20 protein-coding genes are annotated in these 21418 nt (G+C 48.7%); 11 read left to right on the forward strand and 9 right to left on the reverse strand.

All coding sequences use genetic code 11. The features are described from left to right. Positions 1 to 2 precede the first annotated feature (2 nt). The 5 genes from M3087_RS06515 to M3087_RS06535 all read right to left on the reverse strand — a co-directional run bounded on the left by M3087_RS06515 (position 3) and on the right by M3087_RS06535 (position 5781). The gene (locus M3087_RS06515; RefSeq protein WP_022384700.1) at positions 3 to 1091 is read right to left on the reverse strand and encodes a sensor histidine kinase; all 1089 of its coding nucleotides are present in this window, start codon (positions 1089 to 1091) and stop codon (positions 3 to 5) included. An 89-nt stretch (positions 1092 to 1180) separates the two neighbouring features. Continuing rightward, positions 1181 to 2401 (reverse strand): ABC transporter permease, encoded by a 1221-nt coding sequence (locus tag M3087_RS06520; RefSeq protein ID WP_022384699.1) that lies wholly within the window; start codon positions 2399 to 2401, stop codon positions 1181 to 1183. A gap of 26 nt (positions 2402 to 2427) precedes the next feature. Further along, the gene (locus M3087_RS06525; protein ID WP_022384698.1) at positions 2428 to 3174 is read right to left on the reverse strand and encodes an ABC transporter ATP-binding protein; all 747 of its coding nucleotides are present in this window, start codon (positions 3172 to 3174) and stop codon (positions 2428 to 2430) included. A 2-nt stretch (positions 3175 to 3176) separates the two neighbouring features. After that, positions 3177 to 4409 carry an efflux RND transporter periplasmic adaptor subunit gene (locus M3087_RS06530; protein ID WP_249094540.1) on the reverse strand — a complete coding sequence of 411 codons (1233 nt, stop codon included), beginning with the start codon at positions 4407 to 4409 and terminating at the stop codon, positions 3177 to 3179. Positions 4410 to 4431: 22 nt separating this feature from the next. Then, the gene (locus tag M3087_RS06535; protein ID WP_106484787.1) at positions 4432 to 5781 is read right to left on the reverse strand and encodes a TolC family protein; all 1350 of its coding nucleotides are present in this window, start codon (positions 5779 to 5781) and stop codon (positions 4432 to 4434) included. A 214-nt stretch (positions 5782 to 5995) separates the two neighbouring features. Between M3087_RS06535 and M3087_RS06540 the strand changes: the two genes are divergently transcribed. Then, positions 5996 to 6601, forward strand: coding sequence for a riboflavin synthase (locus M3087_RS06540; protein ID WP_249094542.1), 606 nt, complete (start codon positions 5996 to 5998; stop codon positions 6599 to 6601). Between the two features lie 360 nt (positions 6602 to 6961). Here the strand turns inward: M3087_RS06540 and M3087_RS06545 are convergent, their stop codons facing one another. The 3 genes from M3087_RS06545 to M3087_RS06555 all read right to left on the reverse strand — a co-directional run bounded on the left by M3087_RS06545 (position 6962) and on the right by M3087_RS06555 (position 10564). Further along, on the reverse strand, positions 6962 to 7510 hold the full coding sequence (locus tag M3087_RS06545) for a 30S ribosomal protein S16 (protein WP_022385641.1): 549 nt from the start codon (positions 7508 to 7510) through the stop codon (positions 6962 to 6964). Positions 7511 to 7623: 113 nt separating this feature from the next. Beyond that, positions 7624 to 8481 carry an alpha/beta hydrolase gene (locus tag M3087_RS06550; RefSeq protein WP_249094545.1) on the reverse strand — a complete coding sequence of 286 codons (858 nt, stop codon included), beginning with the start codon at positions 8479 to 8481 and terminating at the stop codon, positions 7624 to 7626. A 91-nt stretch (positions 8482 to 8572) separates the two neighbouring features. Further along, on the reverse strand, positions 8573 to 10564 hold the full coding sequence (locus M3087_RS06555) for an OPT family oligopeptide transporter (protein WP_249094547.1): 1992 nt from the start codon (positions 10562 to 10564) through the stop codon (positions 8573 to 8575). A gap of 414 nt (positions 10565 to 10978) precedes the next feature. Here M3087_RS06555 and M3087_RS06560 point away from each other — a divergent pair, with 414 nt between their 5' ends. The 10 genes from M3087_RS06560 (at position 10979) to M3087_RS06605 (ending at position 19994) form a co-directional block, all read left to right on the forward strand. Further along, positions 10979 to 11404: a SoxR reducing system RseC family protein gene (locus M3087_RS06560; protein WP_249094549.1), complete on the forward strand. Its 426-nt coding sequence runs from the start codon at positions 10979 to 10981 to the stop codon at positions 11402 to 11404. 25 nt (positions 11405 to 11429) lie between these two features. Beyond that, entirely contained in the window at positions 11430 to 12338 is a 909-nt protein-coding gene (locus M3087_RS06565; RefSeq protein WP_249094550.1) for a Fe-S cluster domain-containing protein, read from the forward strand. A 21-nt stretch (positions 12339 to 12359) separates the two neighbouring features. Then, the gene (gene rsxC / locus M3087_RS06570) at positions 12360 to 13697 is read left to right on the forward strand and encodes an electron transport complex subunit RsxC (protein ID WP_106484790.1); all 1338 of its coding nucleotides are present in this window, start codon (positions 12360 to 12362) and stop codon (positions 13695 to 13697) included. Positions 13698 to 13711: 14 nt separating this feature from the next. Next, on the forward strand, positions 13712 to 14701 hold the full coding sequence (locus M3087_RS06575; protein WP_249094552.1) for an RnfABCDGE type electron transport complex subunit D: 990 nt from the start codon (positions 13712 to 13714) through the stop codon (positions 14699 to 14701). After that, positions 14698 to 15330 carry an RnfABCDGE type electron transport complex subunit G gene (locus M3087_RS06580; protein ID WP_106484792.1) on the forward strand — a complete coding sequence of 211 codons (633 nt, stop codon included), beginning with the start codon at positions 14698 to 14700 and terminating at the stop codon, positions 15328 to 15330. Before M3087_RS06575 ends, M3087_RS06580 begins: the two co-directional genes overlap by 4 nt. A 13-nt stretch (positions 15331 to 15343) precedes the next feature. Further along, a complete protein-coding gene (gene rsxE, locus M3087_RS06585) occupies positions 15344 to 15928 on the forward strand; it encodes an RnfABCDGE type electron transport complex subunit E (RefSeq protein ID WP_022385633.1) in 585 nt (194 codons plus the stop codon). A 17-nt stretch (positions 15929 to 15945) separates the two neighbouring features. Beyond that, the gene (gene rsxA, locus M3087_RS06590) at positions 15946 to 16548 is read left to right on the forward strand and encodes an electron transport complex subunit RsxA (protein WP_022385632.1); all 603 of its coding nucleotides are present in this window, start codon (positions 15946 to 15948) and stop codon (positions 16546 to 16548) included. Positions 16549 to 16765: 217 nt separating this feature from the next. Further along, the gene (locus M3087_RS06595; protein ID WP_249094554.1) at positions 16766 to 17686 is read left to right on the forward strand and encodes a sugar phosphate nucleotidyltransferase; all 921 of its coding nucleotides are present in this window, start codon (positions 16766 to 16768) and stop codon (positions 17684 to 17686) included. Positions 17687 to 17708: 22 nt separating this feature from the next. After that, entirely contained in the window at positions 17709 to 18743 is a 1035-nt protein-coding gene (galE, locus tag M3087_RS06600) for a UDP-glucose 4-epimerase GalE (RefSeq protein WP_249094555.1), read from the forward strand. Positions 18744 to 18842: 99 nt separating this feature from the next. Beyond that, positions 18843 to 19994 carry an MFS transporter gene (locus M3087_RS06605; RefSeq protein ID WP_022385629.1) on the forward strand — a complete coding sequence of 384 codons (1152 nt, stop codon included), beginning with the start codon at positions 18843 to 18845 and terminating at the stop codon, positions 19992 to 19994. A 189-nt stretch (positions 19995 to 20183) separates the two neighbouring features. On the opposite strand, the gene M3087_RS06610 is transcribed toward M3087_RS06605, so the two are convergent. After that, positions 20184 to 21260, reverse strand: coding sequence for a YeiH family protein (locus M3087_RS06610; RefSeq protein WP_022385628.1), 1077 nt, complete (start codon positions 21258 to 21260; stop codon positions 20184 to 20186). Positions 21261 to 21418: the final 158 nt, after the last annotated feature.

The following is a 21418-nucleotide window of genomic DNA, read 5'->3' on the forward strand; positions in this document are numbered from 1 at the left end:
GTTTACATGGTTTTATTGGGATATGTATTAATGGCCAGCAGAGAGGTATAGACACTTCCGTCCGCGTTGACACCTTTCCGCCATTCATAGCGTCCCGGATAAAGCAACTCCAGACGTTTTTTCACCTGTTCGAGCCCGATGCCACTTCCGCTTTTGTCCGAACGGTTTTTCGGATGGTTGCTGTTGGCAATCTCACAGACCACTTGTCCTTCCCGTTCACTGATGGTGATGCTGATGAAACTCGGTTCAGTCGGACTGATTCCATGCTTGAAGGCATTTTCGATGAGTGAGATGAAGATGAGCGGGGCTATGGGTGTCTGGCTGTCTTTCGCCACTTCGATGTTAATGACCAGACTGACTCCTTTCACCAGACGGATACGCATCAGCTCGATGTAGTTGTGTATAAAGTCTATCTCTTTACACAAAGGTACAAAGGTTCCCCGGTTTTCATAGAGTACATGTCTCAAAAGTTGAGACAAATCCTGAACGGCTTGCTGTGCCTTGTCAGTATCGAATGCAATGAGGGCATAGATGTTGTTCAGTGTGTTGAGCAGGAAGTGAGGATTCAGCTGGTTACGCAAGTTGTTGAGCTCGGCTTCCATGCGGCTTTGCTCTGCCTCTTGCCGTGCCGTTTCCGCTTTTTGCCACTGCATGCTCAGGCGGATGACCGTGCCCAGTCCTGCCATGAAGATGTACATGACACAGTCTTTGATGAGAAAAGCCCAACGAGGTGGATGGTGAAAGCTGACAAATGGCTCAACCTTTGTATCTTTCCCAAAGAAACAATCCTGAAGATAAGGGAAATAGAACAGATGGAAGAATACCAGTAACACAGCAATGAGCAAAACATTGTAGAGCAGGTAGCGTGACCGTTCTTTTTTCAGAAGGAACTTGGGTACCAGCAGCCAATAATTTGCATAGAAGATGATGAAGAATGAGACTGGGATGGAGAGGCGACGGAAATATTCATTCCACCGTATACCCTCCGAATGGTCTTCCATCAGTAGCGGAAAGGTGAAAAGCAACACCCATGCGATGATATGTATGTAGATAGCCAAGTGGGCTGTTTTGGGAGTAGAATCGTGTTTCATAGTGTATTGTTACTCTTTCCGTTTAACCAGTCCGGTACTTTGGGAGAAGTACCGGACTGGAGATACTGTGCTTTCTTGATCCGGGAGTTTTATTCGTACCGTAAAGCCTCGATCGGGTCCAGATTGGCAGCCTTCTGTGCAGGATACCATCCGAAGAAAATGCCTGTTATGGTGCAGACTGCAAAGCTCAGCAGGACGCTCCAAGGCTGGATGAAGACGGGCCAATGTGCCACGAACTTGACAACCCAGCTGGCACCACATCCGATGATGACGCCGATGAGTCCGCCTGTAATGCTGATCAGGATGGCTTCGATAAGGAATTGGCTCAGAATGTCAACTCCCCGTGCTCCGACTGACATGCGCAAGCCGATTTCCCGGGTACGTTCGGTTACCGAGACGTACATGATGTTCATGATGCCGATACCACCTACGATAAGTGAGATTCCGGCGATGCAAGCCAGCAGGGTTGTCATCAAGTCAGTGGTCGTGTTGAGCATCTGGCTGAGTTCCTGCTGAGTTCGGATGGTAAAGTCATCTTCATCCGTATCGCGCAGTTTGTGTTCCCGACGTAAAATCTTTCCGATTTCATCGGTGGCATACTCGGTCATGTCCTCTGTCAGTGCTGAAGCATAGATGCCTTGCAGGTAGGTGACGGCAAGCAATCGCTTCATCACAGTGGTATAGGGAGCGATGACGATATCATCCTGGTCCATACCCATCGAGTTGTAGCCTTTTGACTTCAAGACTCCGACCACCCGGAAGGGAACCTGGTTGAAACGTATGACTTGTCCCACGGGATCGCTTCCGTCAGGGAACAGATTGTCGACAATGGTTTTTCCAATGATGCACACTTTGGCGGAGGTGCGTATGTCATTTTCTGTGAACATCTCTCCCTGCTCTACGGTGAGCTGGCGTATCTTCAGGTAGTCGATGCTGGCACCGTTGACGGAGGAGGGATAGTTCTCTGAACCATGAATGAGTTGTCCGGAAGCTGACACGTTCGGGCTGATGGCGGAGAGATAGGTGCACTCATTGCGCAGAGTCTCATAGTTCTCCAGCTTTAACGTCTGCATTTCTGAAGCGTCGCGACGGACACCGCCACGCATCTCACCTCCCGGATGAATCATAATCATATTTGAGCCCATTTCGGAGATTTGTGCCTGGATGCTCTTCTTTGAACCTTGACCGATGGCAATCATTGTGATGACGGATGCCACGCCGATGATGATGCCAAGCATGGTCAGGAAGGCTCGGAGCTTGTTGTTGGCCAAGGCTCGCAGGGCTATCTTAAATAAGTTGCTAACATTCATACTATGTTTTGTTGTTTATGAGTTTGTCAGTCTTCATCATTCCGGGGCAATGCTGCCAACGCCTGTTTAGCTGAGAGGACATTGGCATTCACCACGTCTTCAATGATGTGTCCGTCTCGCAGACGGATATTCCGACTGCTGTACTGGGCTATTTCAGGGTTGTGAGTGACGAAGATGATGGTACGTCCTGCCGCATGCAATTCCTGAAACAATACCAGAATTTCGAAGGAGGTGCGGGTATCCAGGTTTCCGGTTGCCTCGTCTGCCAAAATCACTGCCGGATTGTTGACCAATGCCCGAGCGATTGCCACACGTTGCATTTGTCCTCCTGACATCTGATTGGATTTATGTTCCAGTCGGTCGCCCAGACCTACACGCTGCAGGGCTTCGATGGCACGTTTGCGGCGTTCTGTTGCACTTACGGCCGGATTGTACATCAGGGGGAGTTCTACATTCTCCACAGCAGTGGTTTTCGGGAGCAGGTTGTAGTTCTGAAAGACAAATCCGATTTTCCGGTTGCGCAGAATTGCTCGTTCGGCTTTGCTCATTTGTCGGACAGAGATGCCGTCAAGGTAATATTCACCGCTGGTGGGGGTATCCAGGCAGCCCAGTGTGTTCAGCAACGTAGACTTTCCGGACCCCGACGTTCCCATGATGGTGACAAACTCTCCTTCTTCGATGGAGAACGAGACACCGCGCAATGCGTGAACAGTCTCGTCTCCCACTTGGAAGTTCCGTTTGATATTTTCTATGCTGATGACAGTTTTACCCATAATTACTTTTTCTCGTTTTTCTTTTTATTTCTGTCAGGCGGTCCCGGCATGAACGGGCTTCTCTCGCCTTGTTCCCCGGATACTGCTTCTCCACCCATCAGTGAACCGGTCTCAGCTTCACTGACGATGGTAGTCCCTTCGCTGATGCCTCCCAGAATTTCCGTATTGATGCCGTTACTCAGTCCGATGGTTACGGGATGTGCCTGGAAGACATGGTTCTCGTAGGTCCATACCTTATGTTCTCCTTCGCAGTCGTTCACAACATCTTCTTCTCCCAGCATCGGTGGTTCAGGGGTGAAGCGCAAGGCCTTGCTCGGCACGCAGAGAACCCCTTTTTTGTCGAGTGTATAGATGGTGACATTGGCTGTCAGGCGCGGTTTCAGTTTCAGATCCGGATTGTCGGCGGTGATGACGACTTCATACGTTACCACTGTTTCGCTCGTGCTGGCTGCACTGGAGCTGGAACTGCTTTTACTGCTACCCAAACGGATTTGTGCCACTCGTCCTTCAAACGTGTCTTCGGGATAGGCATCCACCGTGAAGCTTACGCGTTGACCATTCTGCACTCCGCCTATGTCAGCTTCGTCGACATCAGCGACGACCTGCATCTTGGTCAAGTCGGCAGCAATGGTAAAGAGGGTAGGAGTTTCGAAGCCGGATGCCACAGTCTGACCTTCTTCTACGTCACGGCTGGTCACTACGCCATTGATGGGTGAAGTAATGATGGCATACGACAAGTTACGTTGTGCTTTATTGTAGGCAGCACGGCTACTCTCATAGCTGCTTTTGGCACGTTGGTAGTTGTAGAGGTTCTCTTCGTACTCTTTGTCGCTGATAAGGCCTTTTTCATGGAGTTGCAGGTTGCGTTTATAGTTACGTTCCTGGTATTCGAATTCAGCTTTGGCTCCGTCGTAAGAACCTTTGGCGGACTCCAGTTCGTTTTGCAAGGTGACTTTATCCATTTCGGCAATGACTTGCCCTTCCTTTACTACAGAGTTGTAGTCTACATAGATTTTGTCGATGATTCCTGATACTTGCGTACCTACTTCCACTTCAGTTACAGGTTCAATGTTTCCCGTAGCGGTGATGGAACTGCTGATGTCGCCTTTTTTCACCTGGGTGGTGGCGAACGTAACCATGGTTTTCTTTTTGGATCCTCCAAAGAGCCAGTATCCGCCTCCGGCAACGACTGCCACGGCAATGATTCCGGCAATGAGCTTTTGTTTGTTGTTCATATCGCTTGTGAGGTTGTTTTGTTTAGATTTCAATTTGGTTGCCTGCATAGAACTCCAGCAATACACGGTTCAGGATAGCCATATACTTAGCCTGTACACGTTCTTGTTGGGCGCTCATCAGGTTGTTCTTCTCGGTGAGTAGTTCTACCGTGTTCTTCATGCCGAGCTTGAATTGTTCGTTCACCAGTTCATAGCTGCTTTGGCTACTCTTCAGCTTTGCATCAGCTGCTACAAACTGTTGTTGGGCACTTGAGGCATCGAGCCACATGGTCTCGATGGTGCGGTAGAGTTCCTTTTGTGCATTGGTCAGGTCGAGTTGCCGGCTTTCGCGTTGTATCTTGGCTTTCTCCACAGCACTTTTTGTTTCCCGGTTGCTGAAGATGGGTAAGCTGACGGACAGTCCAATGGAGTTGTTCCATCCGCGTTTCACCTGTTCGGAGAAGGTAAAGTCGCTTCCTGTGGTGTGATTGGTGCCGATACCGGCTGTCAGGCTGACGTTGGGCAGGTATCCTGCTTTCGCCATGCTGATGCTCAAATCTGCCGACTGGATGTTGAGACGGCTGCTTTGTATTTCCGGACGGAGCGCCAAGGCGGTGTTGTAGATGTCAGCCTTGGCAGGAAGCGGGGAGAGCACGTTTGTTTCGTCCAGTTCCGGGATGGCAAGTGTAAAATCCCTGTCACCGTCCAGCTCCAGTAATTGTTTCAGCTGAAGTTTGTAGTTCTCCAGCGAAGTCTGTGCGGTTACAAGTTGGTAGTTGTCATTGCTTACTTGGGATTCCAGTTGGGCGAGTTCACTCTTGGAGATATCGCCGGCAGCCAGCAATTCCTTGCCACGCTCGTATTGTGCCTTGCTCAGCTCCAGTGTCCCTTCATTGATGCGAACAGATTCGTCTGCATAGAGTATTTGCACATAGAGCTTGGTGATTTCTTCCTGCAAGGTGTTCTCTTGTTCGTTAACGGTCAGCTCGGCGGTCTCTTTATTCAGCTTCTGTTGCTTGATGGTGTTCAGACGCTGTCCACCATTCCATACGGTCCATTGGGCATTGAGACCATAGCTGCCGGTGTAGGAAGTCTTGTTGGAACTGCTGATAATTTCAGTTCCGCTGACCATGCTGCTGGTCTCCTGATAAGGACGGTTCGTCATGTTGTGTCCGGTGCTGAACGATAAGCTGGGGAAGAGTGCTGCCTTGGCAGTCTTTACATCCACTTTGCTTTCTTCCAGTGAGAGCCTGTTCTGTTGCAGTTGGATGTTCTGTTCCAAAGCATAGCGGATGCAGTCGTTCAATGTCCATGTCTTTACCTCTTGGGCAAAGACGCCCCATGGTGAAGTGATGGCAAAGGCGGCGATTGCATATACGATTCCTTGTTTCATTCTGTTTGTCTTTTAAGATTTTCTCTATACAAAGGTAGTAGGGAATATGATGCGATGCAATTAAAATAGATTTATCCTTCATTTTTGTCGTTTAATCGTTGCATTTTCTCGATAAAATTGTCGCATAGTCTCTTTCAGTGTTTCTTTGCGTCAGGAACATTACGTACCTTTGTCTCCGGATTTGAATATTAACCTTAATAAGAAAGGAATAATTATGTTCTCAGGAATTGTAGAAGAATATGCAGAAGTGGTTCGCATCGAGAAAGACCAGGAAAACCTGCATCTCACCCTCCGTTGTTCGTTTGTGGATGAACTGAAGATTGACCAAAGCATCTCCCATAATGGAGTATGTCTGACAGTTGTGAAGATTCAAGACGGGACTTATACTGTGACAGCCATGCGTGAGACCATTGAACGTTCAAATATAGGTATGCTGAAAGTTGGCGATAAAGTAAATGTGGAGCGTAGTATGTTGATGAACGGCCGTCTTGACGGGCATATTGTCCAGGGACATGTTGACATGACTGCCGCATGTGTGGATGTGCAGGATGCTGATGGCAGTTGGTATTATACGTTTAAATATGCGTTTGACCGTGAGATGGCAAAGCGGGGATACCTGACGGTAGATAAAGGTTCAGTGACTGTTAATGGAGTCAGTCTGACTGTGTGCAATCCTACTGAGGATACATTTCAGGTTGCTATCATTCCCTATACCTATGAGCATACGAACTTCCACACCATTCATGTGGGTAGTGTTGTGAATATCGAATTTGATATTTTGGGAAAATACATCAGCCGTATCATGCAACTGTCCAAATAGGTCAGATTGTCCAACGGATGGAACATAAGTATTTGATTTGCCAAACACATTGGTTTGACTCATCAAACACAAGAGTTTGACTTGATAAACATAGTAGTTTGACAGACCTAAGTATTATACTTTGGCAGGCTAAGTATAATACTTAGGTGGTCTAAGTATAATACTTAGCCCTATCAAACTAATTGGTTTGACAGGTCAAACTCTTGTGTTGGGCAAGTCGAAGACTTGTGTTTGTCCAGTCAAACGCAAATACCTGAAGGGGCGTTAAAAGCATACCTTCCTTCTTATATACAAAGAGGGTGCGTCGCTCGTTGCGACACACCCTCTTGTTGATTTAATACCATTTGTTGAAGAAGAGAATTATGCCTCTGCGGGAGCCTCTTCTGCGGCAGGAGCCTCAGCAGCTTCTGCATTTGCAGCAGCCTCGGCTTCAGCCTTAGCAGCAGCTTCAGCAGCCTTCTTCTCAGCTACTTTCTTGGCAATTTCTTCATTAACCTTCTTCTCAGCATCCAGACGGGCCTTGGCAGCAGCCTTCTTTTCTTCTTCTTGTTTAGCCTTGAAAGCAGCCAGACCATTTTGTTTGTCAGCTTTCCAAGCTTCAAATTTAGCTTGAGCCTGAGCCTCGTCAAATGCGCCCTTCTTCACACCACCTTGCAAGTGTTTCATCAAATAAACACCTTCTCTGGACAAGATGTTGCGTACGGTGTCTGTGGGTTGTGCACCACAGTTCACCCAATACAAAGCGCGCTCGAAATTCAAATCTACTGTGGCAGGATTGGTGTTCGGATTGTAAGTACCAATTTTTTCAGTAAATCTACCATCACGTGGTGCTCTTACGTCTGCAATAACAATTGAGTAGAACGCATAGCCTTTGCGTCCTCTTCTTTGCAATCTGATTTTAGTTGCCATTCTTACTAACTGTTTTTTTGTTTAATAATTGATTTGAATGATGCTAATAACCCGTATTAGCGGCTGCAAAGATAGTGCTTTTATTCTAATTATCAACTACAGACGGTTTGTTTTTATTGATTTATCTCCCGAAGCCATTTTTCCAACTCACCTGTCCATTGACGTTTGTAGGGAAAGCTGTCACGGAAGCCCCATCCATGTCCTCCAATGGGATAAACGTGAAGGCTGTATGGAATACCCGCTTTACCTAAAGATGTCGCATAATTGAGGCTGTTGCCGGGAGGTACGGCGCGGTCGTCGCTGGACAATGCGATAAACGCTTTCGGAGTTTGTTCGTTCACTCGTAATTCCATGGAGAAGTCATGAACATCGGTTTCTGCAGCCTGTTTGCCCAGCAGGTTCTCTCGTGAACCTTGATGTGTTCCTTCGCCCATGGTGATGACGGGGTAGAGGAGAATCTGGAAAGCCGGGCGAACATCTGCCGGAGCCAGATTGGCAACGGTCGCTGCCAGGTGACCTCCGGCTGAAGCACCCATGATGCCTATTTTGTTTGAGTCGATATGCCACTCCTCTGCATGCTGTTTCAGGAGGCGAATGGCCTGGTAGGCATCGGAGGAAGGTACATTCTTGTGTCCGTTAGGCATGCGGTACTGTAATACGGCCAGCGTGATGCCTTGACTATTCATCCAGGCTGCCATGTCGGTACCTTCATGCTGCATGGCCAAATGAGCATAGCCTCCGCCCGGACAGCATACAATGGTCATACCGTTCGGGTGGGCTGCCGGATAGACATATAGCTGTGCTTCGTTTGTATGTTGGGTGCGTCCGGCATCCTTCTCGTTACTGTTTGTTGTCAACCCGTTCGATTCGGGGGCGCCTTGTTCCCATACAGGGAGGATGATGGGCTTTTGTGCCTGTAGTCCGGTGAGGAAAGACAGAAGCAGTCCCATCAGGAAAATTCTTTTTTTCATAACGGTAGGTTTTAGTTTAAAAGGAATGCAGACTGATGCTTCTGTTCACCGGAAGCATCAGTCTGCGTTGGTTGGTTAATAAGGCAATCGTTTATTTTTGTAATTTCATGCTGGCCTTTACCAGGAATATAATAAGGATCGCGTACATTATAATAGATACGACCTCGCTCATCGGGTTAGCGAGCCATTCTGCGTGTACAAGGTTGATTCCTCCAAAGCGCATGGCGGCACTGACTACACCCATCAATGCACCACCGGCAATGAATCCTGATGCCAACAGAGTGCCTTTCTCTCCTCGTGCGGCATTGACTGCTGCATCCTTGCTTCGAGTCGTAACGTACCAGTTGATGGCGCCACCGACAACAAGAGGAATATTCAGTTCCAAAGGAATAAACATACCCAGGGCAAAGGCCAAAGCCGGTACTTTGAAGTAAGTGAGCACCAAGGCAATGATTGCGCCAATGGCATAGAGTAGCCACGGAGCACCGACACCACTCATCAACGGTTCAATGACGGCAGCCATCGCATTGGCTTGCGGGGCAGCCAGTTGTCCGCTGGTAAACCCGTAGGTCTGGTTCAGAATCATGATGACGCCGCCTACTGTGGCTGCTGAGACCAATGTTCCGAGGAACTTCCAACTTTCCTGCTTCTTCGGAGTGGTACCTAGCCAATAGCCAATCTTCAGGTCGGTGATGAAGCCGCCGGCCATGGACAAAGCCGTACATACCACACCACCCATCACCAGGGCTGCTACCATGCCTCCTGTGCCTTTCAGTCCGACAGCTACCATGATGACAGAAGCAAGAATCAATGTCATCAGTGTCATTCCTGATACAGGATTGGTGCCGACAATGGCAATGGCGTTGGCTGCTACAGTTGTGAAAAGGAAGGCAATGACTGCCACCACAAGAATACCTACAATCGTGTGGAGGAGGTTACCTTGCATGACATCAAAGTAGAAGAACAGGGTTACCAGAATCAGTGTCAGAATGGAACCTATGGCGATGATTTTCATGGACAAATCTTTCTGAGTACGTTCTACCTCTACGTTCGCAGTACCTTTGCCTTTCATCTCCTTAGCGGCAAGTCCGACGGCACCTTTGATCAGTCCCCATGATTTCACAATACCGATAATACCCGCCATGGCAATACCGCCGATACCGATGCTTTTGCCATAAGATGTGAATATCTGCTCTGGACTCATCTGGCTTACTGTCAAGGTGATGTTAGGGTCCCACATGTTCAGCACCTGATCGCCCCAGATAAGTGCAATGCCCGGGATGATAATCAGCCATACGCTGAGTGAGCCGAAACAGATGATGGCTGCATATTTCAGTCCAACGATATATCCCAGGCCCAGTACGGCTGCACCGGTGTTGACCTTGAACACAAGTTTGGCCTTTTCTGCCAGCATCTCACCCCAACCGCACACACGGGTCGTGAAGTTCTCGTTCCACCATCCGAATGTGGCTACAATGAAATCATAAAGACCGCCAATGAGTCCGGCAAGCAGCAATGGCTTTGCCTGACTGCCTCCTTTTTCTCCGGAAACCAGCACTTGTGTGGTTGCTGTCGCTTCCGGGAAAGGATATTCACCGTGCATGTCTTTTACAAAATATTTACGGAAAGGAATCAAGAACAGAATACCCAGTACGCCACCAAGTAAGGAACTGATGAATACTTGCAGGAAGTTGACGGTCATTTCAGGGTACTTGGCTTGCAGAATATACAAGGCTGGAAGAGTGAAGATAGCTCCTGCTACAATGACACCCGAGCAAGCACCGATAGACTGTATGATGACATTTTCTCCCAGTGCATTCTTGCGTTTGGCTGCTCCGGAGATACCGACAGCGAGGATAGCAATCGGAATGGCAGCTTCAAATACCTGTCCGACTTTCAGACCGAGGTAGGCTGCTGCGGCGGAAAATAGAATTGCCATGCCAATACCCCATAAAACGGACCATAGGTTTACTTCCGGATAGTTCTTTTTCGGTGACATCACCGGTTCGTAGGTCTCTCCTTTCTTTAGCGGCCTGAACGCGTTCTCAGGCAAGCCTGTTTTCTTCTCTTCGTCTTGTTTCATTTCTGTAAATCTATTAGTAGTACGTTTGTTAATGATTAAGCGCATTCATGGAAGACAAAATTATCGAAATTTACGGTTTATCCCTATCTTTTGCTATTATTTTTTACATGAGAATCTGATTTTGACGTTTCCTGCGGACGTTTTGATAGTTTGTGAATCGCATTGTTTTCAGGCAACGAGGGGTGCTGCGGTTGCAACCAGAGAGGAATCATGGTGGTCCAAGGCATGTTTCCCAACTTTGACAAGCCGGCAGGGCAGTTTGACATACATGTCTCTGAAGTTCGGGCTTGTATTGCCATGAGATGAAGACGTGAAAGAAACTCAACGGATACGATAAAAAATGTAGGCTTATCAGATGACTCCTAAAATATTTCTATTATTTTTGCAGTCAAATTGTAAAGTGGATTTTACAAAATGACCGACTTAATCAAACATCAAGGTACTGTGGAAAACATTGTGGGCACTCATGTAAAGGTACGGATAGTACAGACTTCGGCGTGCTCATCGTGTTCTGCCAAGTCCTTTTGCTCATCGTCAGAGAGCAAGGAAAAACTCATTGATATATATGATGCTGATACCTCTTCGCTGCATTTGGGCCAGGAGGTAGTGGTCTATGGTACGACTTCCATGGGAATGCGTGCTGTAGGGCTGGCTTTTGGTGTACCTTTTTTGGTGATGGTTGCGGCTTTGTTTGTTCTCTATCGGTTGACTGGAGGCGACGAAGCCGTTTCTGCGTTGGGAGCTTTGCTGACCTTATTGCCTTATTACGCCGTGCTTTATGTATTGCGTGGACGTATCAAACGACGTTTCTCTTTCCAAATAGAAACAACAGATAAATGATTAATTATAAATTAACTAACTTATTATGGATTTAATTCTGGTTGCTGTGATTTCGTTGGGAGCCATCGGTCTGATTTCAGCTATCGTACTGTTTGTTGCTTCCAAGAAATTCGCAGTGTATGAAGATCCCCGGATTGGTGAGGTTGCAGAAGTGTTGCCTCAGGCCAATTGTGGAGGGTGCGGTTACCCCGGATGTGCCGGCTTTGCAGAGGCTTGTGTGAAAGCCGGCTCTTTGGAAGGTAAGTTGTGCCCGGTGGGAGGTCAGCCGGTGATGGCACGAGTTGCTGCCATCCTGGGGCTGGAAGCTGCATCGGCAGAGCTCAAAGTGGCAGTTGTCCGTTGTAATGGTAGTTGTGAACATCGTCCGCGTACGACACGGTATGACGGTGTGTCTTCTTGTGCTGTGGCAAATGCTACTTATGGGGGTGAGACCGATTGTACATTCGGATGTCTGGGCTGTGGCGATTGTGTAGATGCGTGTCAGTTTGATGCCATCCACATGAACCCGGAGACCGGGTTGCCGGAGGTGGATGAGAATGCTTGCACGGCTTGTGGAGCTTGTGTGAAGGCATGTCCTCGTCGCATCATCGAACTGCGTCCTAAGGGTAAGAACAATCGCCGTGTTTATGTTTCGTGTGTCAACAAGGACAAGGGGGCACAGACCCGTAAGGCTTGTTCCGTCGGTTGTATCGGTTGTGGAAAATGTGTGAAGGTCTGTCCGTTTGAAGCAATCACCCTGGAGAACAACCTGGCTTATATTGACCCGGCCAAATGTAAACTGTGCCGCAAGTGTGAGGCTGAATGTCCGCAGGGAGCGATTCTGGCTGTGAATTTTCCTCCCCGTAAGCCAAAGGTAGAAACTTCAGTTGAGGAGAAACCGGCTCAGACGGTGCAACCGGCAAAGGCTGAAGCCAAAGAGAACGTGAATGAATAATGGATTTTAAAAGATACGAACGTGAAGACATTTAGAATTGGTGGAGTTCATCCAGCAGAAAATAAATTGTCCGCCGGCAAAGCCATTCAAGCACTTGCACTGCCCAAACAGGCCGTGTTCCCTTTGTCGCAACACATCGGTGCCCCGGCGGTTCCCGTTGTCAAGCGAGGTGACTTGGTGAAAGTCGGTACAAAAATAGCTGAAGCAGGAGGCTTCGTGTCTGCTCCTGTCTTCTCTTCCGTGTCAGGCAAAGTGAGCAAGATTGATACGGTAGTGGATGCCAGTGGTTATCGTAAGCCGGCTATTTATATAGATGTGGAAGGAGATGAATGGGAGGAAAGCATCGATCGGAGTGCCGAACTGGTGCGTGAATGCTCATTGTCTCCCGAGGAAATTGTTGCAAAAATCAAGGAGGCCGGTGTCGTTGGTATGGGAGGTGCCTGCTTCCCTACCCATGTGAAGCTTTGTCCTCCTCCGGGAGCGAAAGCTGAATGCGTCATCATCAACGGAGTGGAATGTGAGCCTTATCTCACGGCAGACCATCGTCTGATGCTGGAAAAGACGGACGAAGTGTTGGTTGGAGTCTCCTTGCTGATGAAGGCAGCGAAAGTGGACCAGGCATATATTGGTATAGAAAACAATAAGCCGGATGCGATCCGTGTCATGACAGAAAAGGCTGAAGGCTATCCGGGCATTGAAATCGTTCCCCTGCAAGTGAAGTATCCGCAGGGTGGAGAGAAACAGCTGATTGATGCCATTATCAATCGCCAGGTGCCTGCACCGCCTGCAATTCCTATCAGCGTGGGAGCTGTCGTTCAGAATGTCGGAACGGCTTATGCCGTGTATGAAGCCGTGATGAAGAACAAACCTTTGTTTGAACGCGTCGTGACGGTGACTGGCAAGTCATTGAAGAACCCGTCGAACTTCCTGACCCGTATGGGAACGCCGATGAGTCAGCTGATTGAAGCTGCCGGCGGCATGCCTGAAGATACGGGCAAAGTGATTGGCGGCGGTCCGATGATGGGCAAGGCATTGGTCAATACGGAAGTCCCCATCTGCAAGGGTAGCTCAGGTGTCCTGTTGATGAACGGGAAAGAGGCATCCCGCGGCGAAGCTCAACCTTGTATCCGTTGTGCGAAATGTGTGAGTGCCTGCCCGATGGGACTTGAACCGTTCCTCCTGGCAACATTGTCCATGCACAAGGAGTGGGAACGCGTAGAGAAAGAAGATATCATGTCATGCATCGAATGTGGTTCCTGTCAGTTCACTTGTCCCTCGCATCGCCCCATGTTGGATTATATCCGTCTGGGTAAGGGAACGGTCGGTGGAATCATTCGTGCACGTAACGCTAAAAAGTAAAGGAGATAACACGTATGGCAAATAAATTGATAGTGTCTTTATCCCCGCACGTTCATAGCGGCGACAGTGTTCAGAAGAATATGTATGGCGTGCTTATCGCCCTTATTCCGGCATTGCTGGTCTCGCTGATTTATTTCGGTGTGGGGGCAGCTGTGGTCACATTGACTTCGGTTGTGTCTTGTTTGTTCTTTGAATGGGCCATTACCAAGTTCATTCTCAAGCGGGAGAAAACGACGATTCTGGATGGTTCGGCAATCATAACGGGCGTGCTGCTGGCATTCAATGTCCCGTCCAATCTTCCAGTTTGGATTATTGTCATTGGCGCTCTGGTTGCTATTGGAATTGGTAAGATGACATTTGGCGGTTTGGGATGTAACCCGTTCAATCCGGCTTTGGTGGGGCGTGTGTTCCTGCTCATCTCATTCCCGGTTCAGATGACCAGCTGGCCTAAGATCGGTCAGGTCACTTCTTATTTGGATGCTGAGACCGGAGCGACTCCGCTTGTGCTGATGAAGATGGCTGTTCATGGGGATGCTTCGGCATTGGAGCAGCTTCCGTCCTTTTTTGACTTGTTTATCGGAGCTACCGGAGGTTCGTTGGGTGAGGTCAGTGCGTTGGCGCTGCTCATCGGTTTGCTTTATATGCTTTGGAAGAAGATTATCACCTGGCATATTCCGGTGTCTATTCTGGCGACGGTCTTTGTCTTTTCCGGTTTGATGCATTTGGCTAATCCTACACTCTATGCTTCTCCGGCCGTACATCTGTTTACCGGAGGTCTGATGCTGGGAGCGATTTTCATGGCGACGGATTATGTCACTTCTCCGATGACGCACAAGGGCATGATTATCTACGGCGTGGCTATCGGCTTCTTGACTGTGGTTATCCGCAACTTCGGTGCTTATCCGGAAGGCATGTCTTTTGCCATTCTGATTATGAATGCATTCACTCCGCTGATTAATAACTATTGTAAACCTAAAAGATTCGGGGAGGTCAAGAAGAAATGAAAAAGCTGGAATCTTCATTTAAGAATATGGTCATCGTGTTGACCGTAGTCGCTGTCGTAGCAGGCTTGTTGCTGGGCTATGTGAACAAGCTGACGGCTGAGCCGATTGCACAGGCGAATGCAAAAGCGTTGAGTGACGCCATTGCGTTGGTCGTTCCCGGTTTTGACAATGAGCCGGCAGCAAACCCTGACACTATTGAGGTGGACGGTGTGACCTATAAAATATATAAGGCTACGAAAGGAGACAAGTTCATCGGGGCGGCCGTCGAATCATCGGCAAATGGTTTTGGCGGAGCTTTGACGGTGCTGGTAGGATTTGACGCCGACGGCAAGATTATCGACTATTCCCTGTTGAGTCATGCCGAGACTCCGGGACTGGGTTCCAAGGCTGCCGACTGGTTTAAGAAAGGAGGCAAGGGAGACATTACCGGAAAGAACCCCGGTGATAAACCTCTGACGGTAAGTAAAGACGGTGGAGAGATTGATGCCATTACGGCATCGACCATTACGTCGCGTGCATTCCTGAATGCAGTCAATGCCGCCTATGCCGCTTATGCCAAGCAGAATGGAAATGAGGCGGCCGGTCTGAATGGGACGACAGGCGCCACCTCGCATGTAGAACAAAATTAAGAAAGGAGAGGCTATGAATAATTTTAAAGTATTGATGAACGGTATCGTCAAGGAGAATCCGACGTTCGTCCTGCTGCTGGGAATGTGTCCGACCTTGGGTACGACTTCCTCTGCCATTAACGGAATGGGCATGGGACTGGCTACGGCGTTTGTGCTCATTTGCTCCAATGTGGTGATATCGTTGATAAAGAATCTCATTCCGGATATGGTTCGTATTCCGGCCTTTGTCGTGGTCATCGCTTCGTTTGTGACTTTGCTCCAGATGGTGATGCAGGCATACGTTCCTGCCCTCTATGCAACTTTGGGATTGTTTATCCCTTTGATTGTGGTCAATTGCATCCTGCTGGGACGTGCCGAAGCTTTTGCTGCCAAGAATGGTGCCGTAGCTTCGTTCTTCGACGGCTTGGGCATGGGACTTGGCTTTACAATTGCCCTGACCATCCTGGGTGGAATCCGTGAGTTCCTGGGTACAGGCAAGCTTTTCAATATTACCATAATGCCTGAGGACTATGGGATGCTGGTGTTTGTATTGGCACCGGGAGCTTTCATCGCTCTTGGCTACCTGATTGCCATTGTGAATAGATTAAAGAAGGCATAACCTCTAACTGTTGATTTATGGAATACGTATTGATATTTATTACAGCCATATTTGTGAACAACATTGTTTTGTCACAATTCTTGGGAATTTGTCCCTTCCTCGGGGTGTCAAAGAAGATAGAAACGGCCTGTGGTATGGGAGCTGCCGTAGCATTTGTACTGACAATTGCTACTATTGTGACTTATGTCATCCAGAAGTTTGTACTGGATGCGTTCGGTATAGCCTACTTGCAGACGATAGCCTTCATCCTGGTGATTGCCGCCTTGGTACAGATGGTGGAGATTATTCTGAAAAAGGTTTCTCCGGCTCTCTATCAGGCTTTGGGCGTTTTCCTGCCTTTGATTACGACCAACTGTTGCATTCTGGGTGTTACCATCTTGGTGATTCAAAAGGATTTTGACTTGCTGACGGGAGTTGTTTATGCCTTCTCTACGGCACTTGGCTTTGCCTTGGCTCTTATCGTGTTTGCCGGTATTCGGGAGCAACTGGCCTTGGTCAATATTCCCAAAGGGATGCGGGGCATGTCCATCGCACTGGTGACAGCCGGTCTCCTGGCTATGGCCTTTATGGGATTCTCCGGGGTGGATAAGGGACTTTCGACCTTGTTTGGTTTGGATTGATTGGCAGATACGTTGCATCTGTTCTGTATAAGAAGGGAACGGGTGGACAAGCGGGTGAGGGGACATTCCCTGCATGCTTGTCCACTCGTTCCTTTTCAGTCTGTTCCTCTTGTGATTTTACTTTTGGGGCGGCTGATGTCTTGAAAATATATCCGGATGCACCGTTTTTTGTACAATGATTTTTTTACCTTTGCGAGAGATTAAAATCAGGAAAAGAATGATAGCACCACTTGTGATTTTAGCTGCAACGATGGGAAACCGTTATGGCGGTCTGAAGTACCTTGACGGTATCGGGCCACATGGTGAAACTATCCTTGATTATTCGGTTTATGATGCCATTCAAGCAGGGTTTAAACGCATCATTTTTGTAATAAACCCCTCTTTTGAAAAAGCCTTTAAGGAAACTATTTCTTCCAAATACAAGTCTGTGGTAGATGTTGACTACGTCTACCAGGATGTGACCGATGTCCCGGAGGCCTGGAGGAATCCGAAGCGGACTGCATTGTGGGGCTCTGCACATGCGTTGTTACGCGGACGCAGCCTGCTGGAGGGCGGTCCGTTTGCTGTAATCAATGCGGTGAACTTCTATCAACGGGAGAGCTTCGAACTGCTTTATCATGGTCTGCAGCCGTTGGAAAGTGCCTCCTATGACGCATTCTTTGTCGGTTACAAACTGGCAAATGTCTTGCCGGAATCGGGAGGAGCCAACCGGGGAATCTGTCAGCTCGACGATGACGGATATCTGTTGCATGTGGACGAACTGGCCGGTGTGGAGCGGGTCGGAGGACATCCCATGTACAAGGATGCCGGAAACGTGTGGGTCAATCTGGATGAGCAGGCATGTGTGTCCATGAACATGTGGGGATTTACACCACGTGTCTTTGATGCGTTGGACCGGGGCTTCGACCGGTTTGTCAGGCAGCATGGCACGGACACGAAACAGGCTTACATCTTGCCGGAGTTCGTGAATGAGTGGATTGATGAGGGGGCTCGGGTCCGCCACTTGCCGACTGCCGCACGATGGATGGCGCTGGTCTCACCGGATGATAAGAGCCAGACCTTGTTACGTATGAATGAGATGATTCGTAAAGGGGTATATCCTTTGCGGTTGTTTGCAGAAGAACAGCATGAAATGTGACACAACTAAATATGAAATTAGTATGAAAGGAAAAATTTTGGTGACCGGAGGAACCGGTTATATTGGTTCGCATACGGTCGTAGAGCTTCAAAATAGCGGTTATGAAGTGGTTATTGTGGACAACTTGTCCAACTCGCGTGCCGATGTTGTGGACAATATAGAGCAGATTACCGGTGTTCGACCGGCATTTGAACAGGTGGACTGCCTGGATTATGCTGCACTGGAAGAGGTATTCCGCAAGCATGAAGGCATTTGTGCCATCATTCACTTTGCAGCCAGCAAGGCGGTCGGGGAGTCGGTTCAGAAGCCTTTGTTGTATTACCGGAACAATCTGGTATCGCTCATCAATTTGCTGGAGCTGATGCCCAACTATGCGGTAAAAGGCATTGTCTTCTCTTCTTCGTGCACCGTTTACGGACAGCCGGACGTGTTGCCGGTCACCGAAGATGCTCCTATCAAGAAAGCGGAATCGCCATACGGCAATACCAAGCAAATCAATGAAGAGATTATTCAAGACACGGTGAAGTCCGGTTCTCCGATTCGTGCCATTTTGTTGCGTTACTTCAATCCGATTGGTGCGCATCCCAGCGGACTTATCGGTGAGCTGCCGAACGGGGTGCCCATGAACCTGATTCCTTTCCTGACTCAGACTGCCATCGGAATCCGCGAAAAGCTGAGCGTCTTTGGAGATGATTACCATACTCCGGACGGTTCCTGCATCCGCGATTATATCAATGTGGTTGACCTGGCGAAAGCACACGTCCATGCCATTGCCCGTATGCTGGAAGACAAGCAGGACGAGAAGGTTGAAGTCTTCAATATCGGTACCGGACGCGGATTGTCCGTGCTGGAGTTGATTCATGCTTTCGAGACAGCTACTGGCGTAAAGCTGAACTATCAGATTACAGGACGCCGTGCGGGCGATATCGAGCAGGTTTGGGCAAATCCGGAGAAAGCAAACAAGGTGTTGGGATGGAAAGCTGAAACCAGCATCGAAGATACGCTTCGCTCTGCCTGGAACTGGCAGTTGAAACTGCGTGAAAGAGGTATTCAATAAGAGATATGATTTGAACAGGATATCGGAGAGGTTGCTTGCAAAGGAAGGGCAACCTCTTTTTACTGTCCGTTTGCGAACTACAAACTAAACTATCGGTTTATGAAAAAAGGACTTTACGCGTTGTCCTTCGGGACCTTCGGCTTAGGCATTGCTGAATACATCATGATGAGTATCTTGCCCGATGTGGCAGCAGACTTCGGTGTCTCATTGCCTGAGACCGGGCATCTGATTTCCGCCTATGCGTTAGGAGTCTGTGTCGGAGCACCCTTACTGGTAATTGTAACCCGGAATTGGCCGCTGAAAACCATTCTGTATGCCTTGATGACATTATTCATTGTGGGTAATCTGGTGACCACGCTCTCACCGAATTATTGGTTGACGCTTTGCGCCCGTTTTGTTTCCGGAATGCCTCATGGGGCTTATTTCGGAACCGGCGTTATCATAGCCAATCATCTGGCAGAGAAAGGTAAAAGTACGTCGGCTGTTGCCACCATGGTCATGGGCATGACAGTAGCCAATCTGATGGGAGTGCCCTTGGGCAACCTTCTCGGGCATTATCTGTCGTGGCGAGTCGTGTTTGCTTTTGCCACCGTATGGGGATTGGTCACGGTATGGTTCATCTGTCGGTGGATACCGGTCTTGCCGGCCATGCCGAAGACGAATATGAAAGGTCAGTTCCGCTTTCTGAAAAAGCCGCAACCCTGGCTGCTGGCTGCAGCGACTGTATTGGGAAACGGGGGCATCTTCTGTTGGTATAGTTACATCAATCCCTTGATGACCGATGTGTCGGGGTATCCAGTGGGAGTTATGCCGATTCTGATGTTGTTGGCAGGTGGAAGCATGTGTGTGGGTAATTACCTGGGAGGCGTCCTTTCCGACCGGTTTACTCCGGCACGTGTCTCCATGCTTACTCAGTTGGTTGCCTGCCTGTCATTGCTGTCCATCTTCTTGATGGCTTCGTATGCCTGGTTGTCTTTGCTGTTGATGTGTATTACGACCGGTTGTCTGTTTGCGCTTTCATCTCCTCAGCAACTGTTGCTTTTGCGTCATTCGCCGGGTGGAGAACTGATGGGCGGCGCCATGGTCCAGCTGGCTTTTAACCTGGGCAATGCATTGGGAGCCTTCTTCGGCGGATTACCGATTGATGCCGGATGGGGCGTCCGCTATTCTGCATTGATAGGCTCTTTATTCGCCTTGGTCGGCACTCTGGTGTTTGTCGTCTTTATCCGTCGGTATGAACGGAATGAATAGGCCGGCTTTATTGCGCTGACAGGTGCCGGTTCGTTTGGATACAAGTACGGCTTAGATGGACCTAAGTATAATACTTTGATACCCTAAGTATAATACTTAGGCAGGCTAAGTATTATACTTAGGTCCGTCTGTCCGCCACTTCAGTGAAGCACGAAGGCTACATGTATGAGGTCTGCGTGCTTTACTTGTTTATGCTAAGGCTGGTGCCAGATACTTTGCCATGATGTATCCACCGCCCAACAGCCAGATGTAAATGACGAAAGCCAGGATGAACGGTTTGGCTCCCGCCTGTTTGAACTTGTCGAAGCTTGTTTCGGCACCCAGTGCTGTCATTGCCATGGTGAGCAAGAAGTTGTCCAGTGTCGTAATGGCTTTCAGTCCGCTGTGCAGTGCCTCCGTCGGGATGAAACTGCATGCCTGAAGTAATGAGTTGAGACCGATGACGAGGATAAATCCAAAGGCAAACCAGGGAATGGTGATTTTGCTTTTCCCGTCCTTTGAGACATCCGTATGGCGGTGATGCCGTACCCGGGCGATGATATAACTCATAATGAGCAGCACGGGAGCCAGCATCATCACACGGATCATTTTGGTAATGGTAGCCTGGTCGGCAAGATGGAGTGCACCGGTGGCATCCATGGCATTCCCGGCACCTACGACATGCGCTACTTCGTGCAGGGTCGAACCGGTATAGATGGCCATGCTCTGAGGATCAAGGTCAACGATGCCGGTACGATACATGATAGGGTAGAGGAACATGGAGATGGTGCCGAAGATGACCACCGTGGAGACGGCGATGGCTGTTTTATAAGGCGCACATTTGACTACCGGTTCAGCACCCAGAACTGCTGCTGCGCCACAAATGGCACTACCGGTGGAAGTCATCAGGGCGGTTTTTTCGTCCATCTTCAGGATGCGTCCGACAATCATTCCCAGTGCAAGAGTAATGAAAATGACAATGGCATCGATGACAACTGCGGGCAATCCGATTTCCATGACTTGTTGGAAGGTTAGTCGGAAACCGTAGAGCACGATACCCGTGCGTAGAATCTGTTTGGTACACAGTTTAATACCCGGTACCCAGGTTTCGGGCAGTTGGTTCCGAAGGCTGTTGGCATAAAGCATACCCAGGATGATTCCCACAATGAGTGGACTGAATGACAATTGTTGGACGAAGGGGATTTCGGCGATGTAGAAAGCCGAGCAGGAGAAAAGTACAATCAGCAATACACCGTGCAGGGTGCTGGCTCGTTTTTCTGAAAACATAGTGGTTGTCAGTTTATGAATTAGTATTTTTTTGTTTTACGTCGGCAAAGGTACAGTTTATGCCAAGGCCGTCCAATTGTCTTTTTATTATAGGATATAACTAAATCTTATAAAGCAAGTTCTGAAAGGTTTAATAGCTTCTAGTTAAATAATGTTTA

This window comes from Mediterranea sp. ET5 (genome assembly GCF_023337025.1).
In the GTDB taxonomy this organism is placed as follows: Bacteria; Bacteroidota; Bacteroidia; order Bacteroidales; family Bacteroidaceae; genus Phocaeicola_A.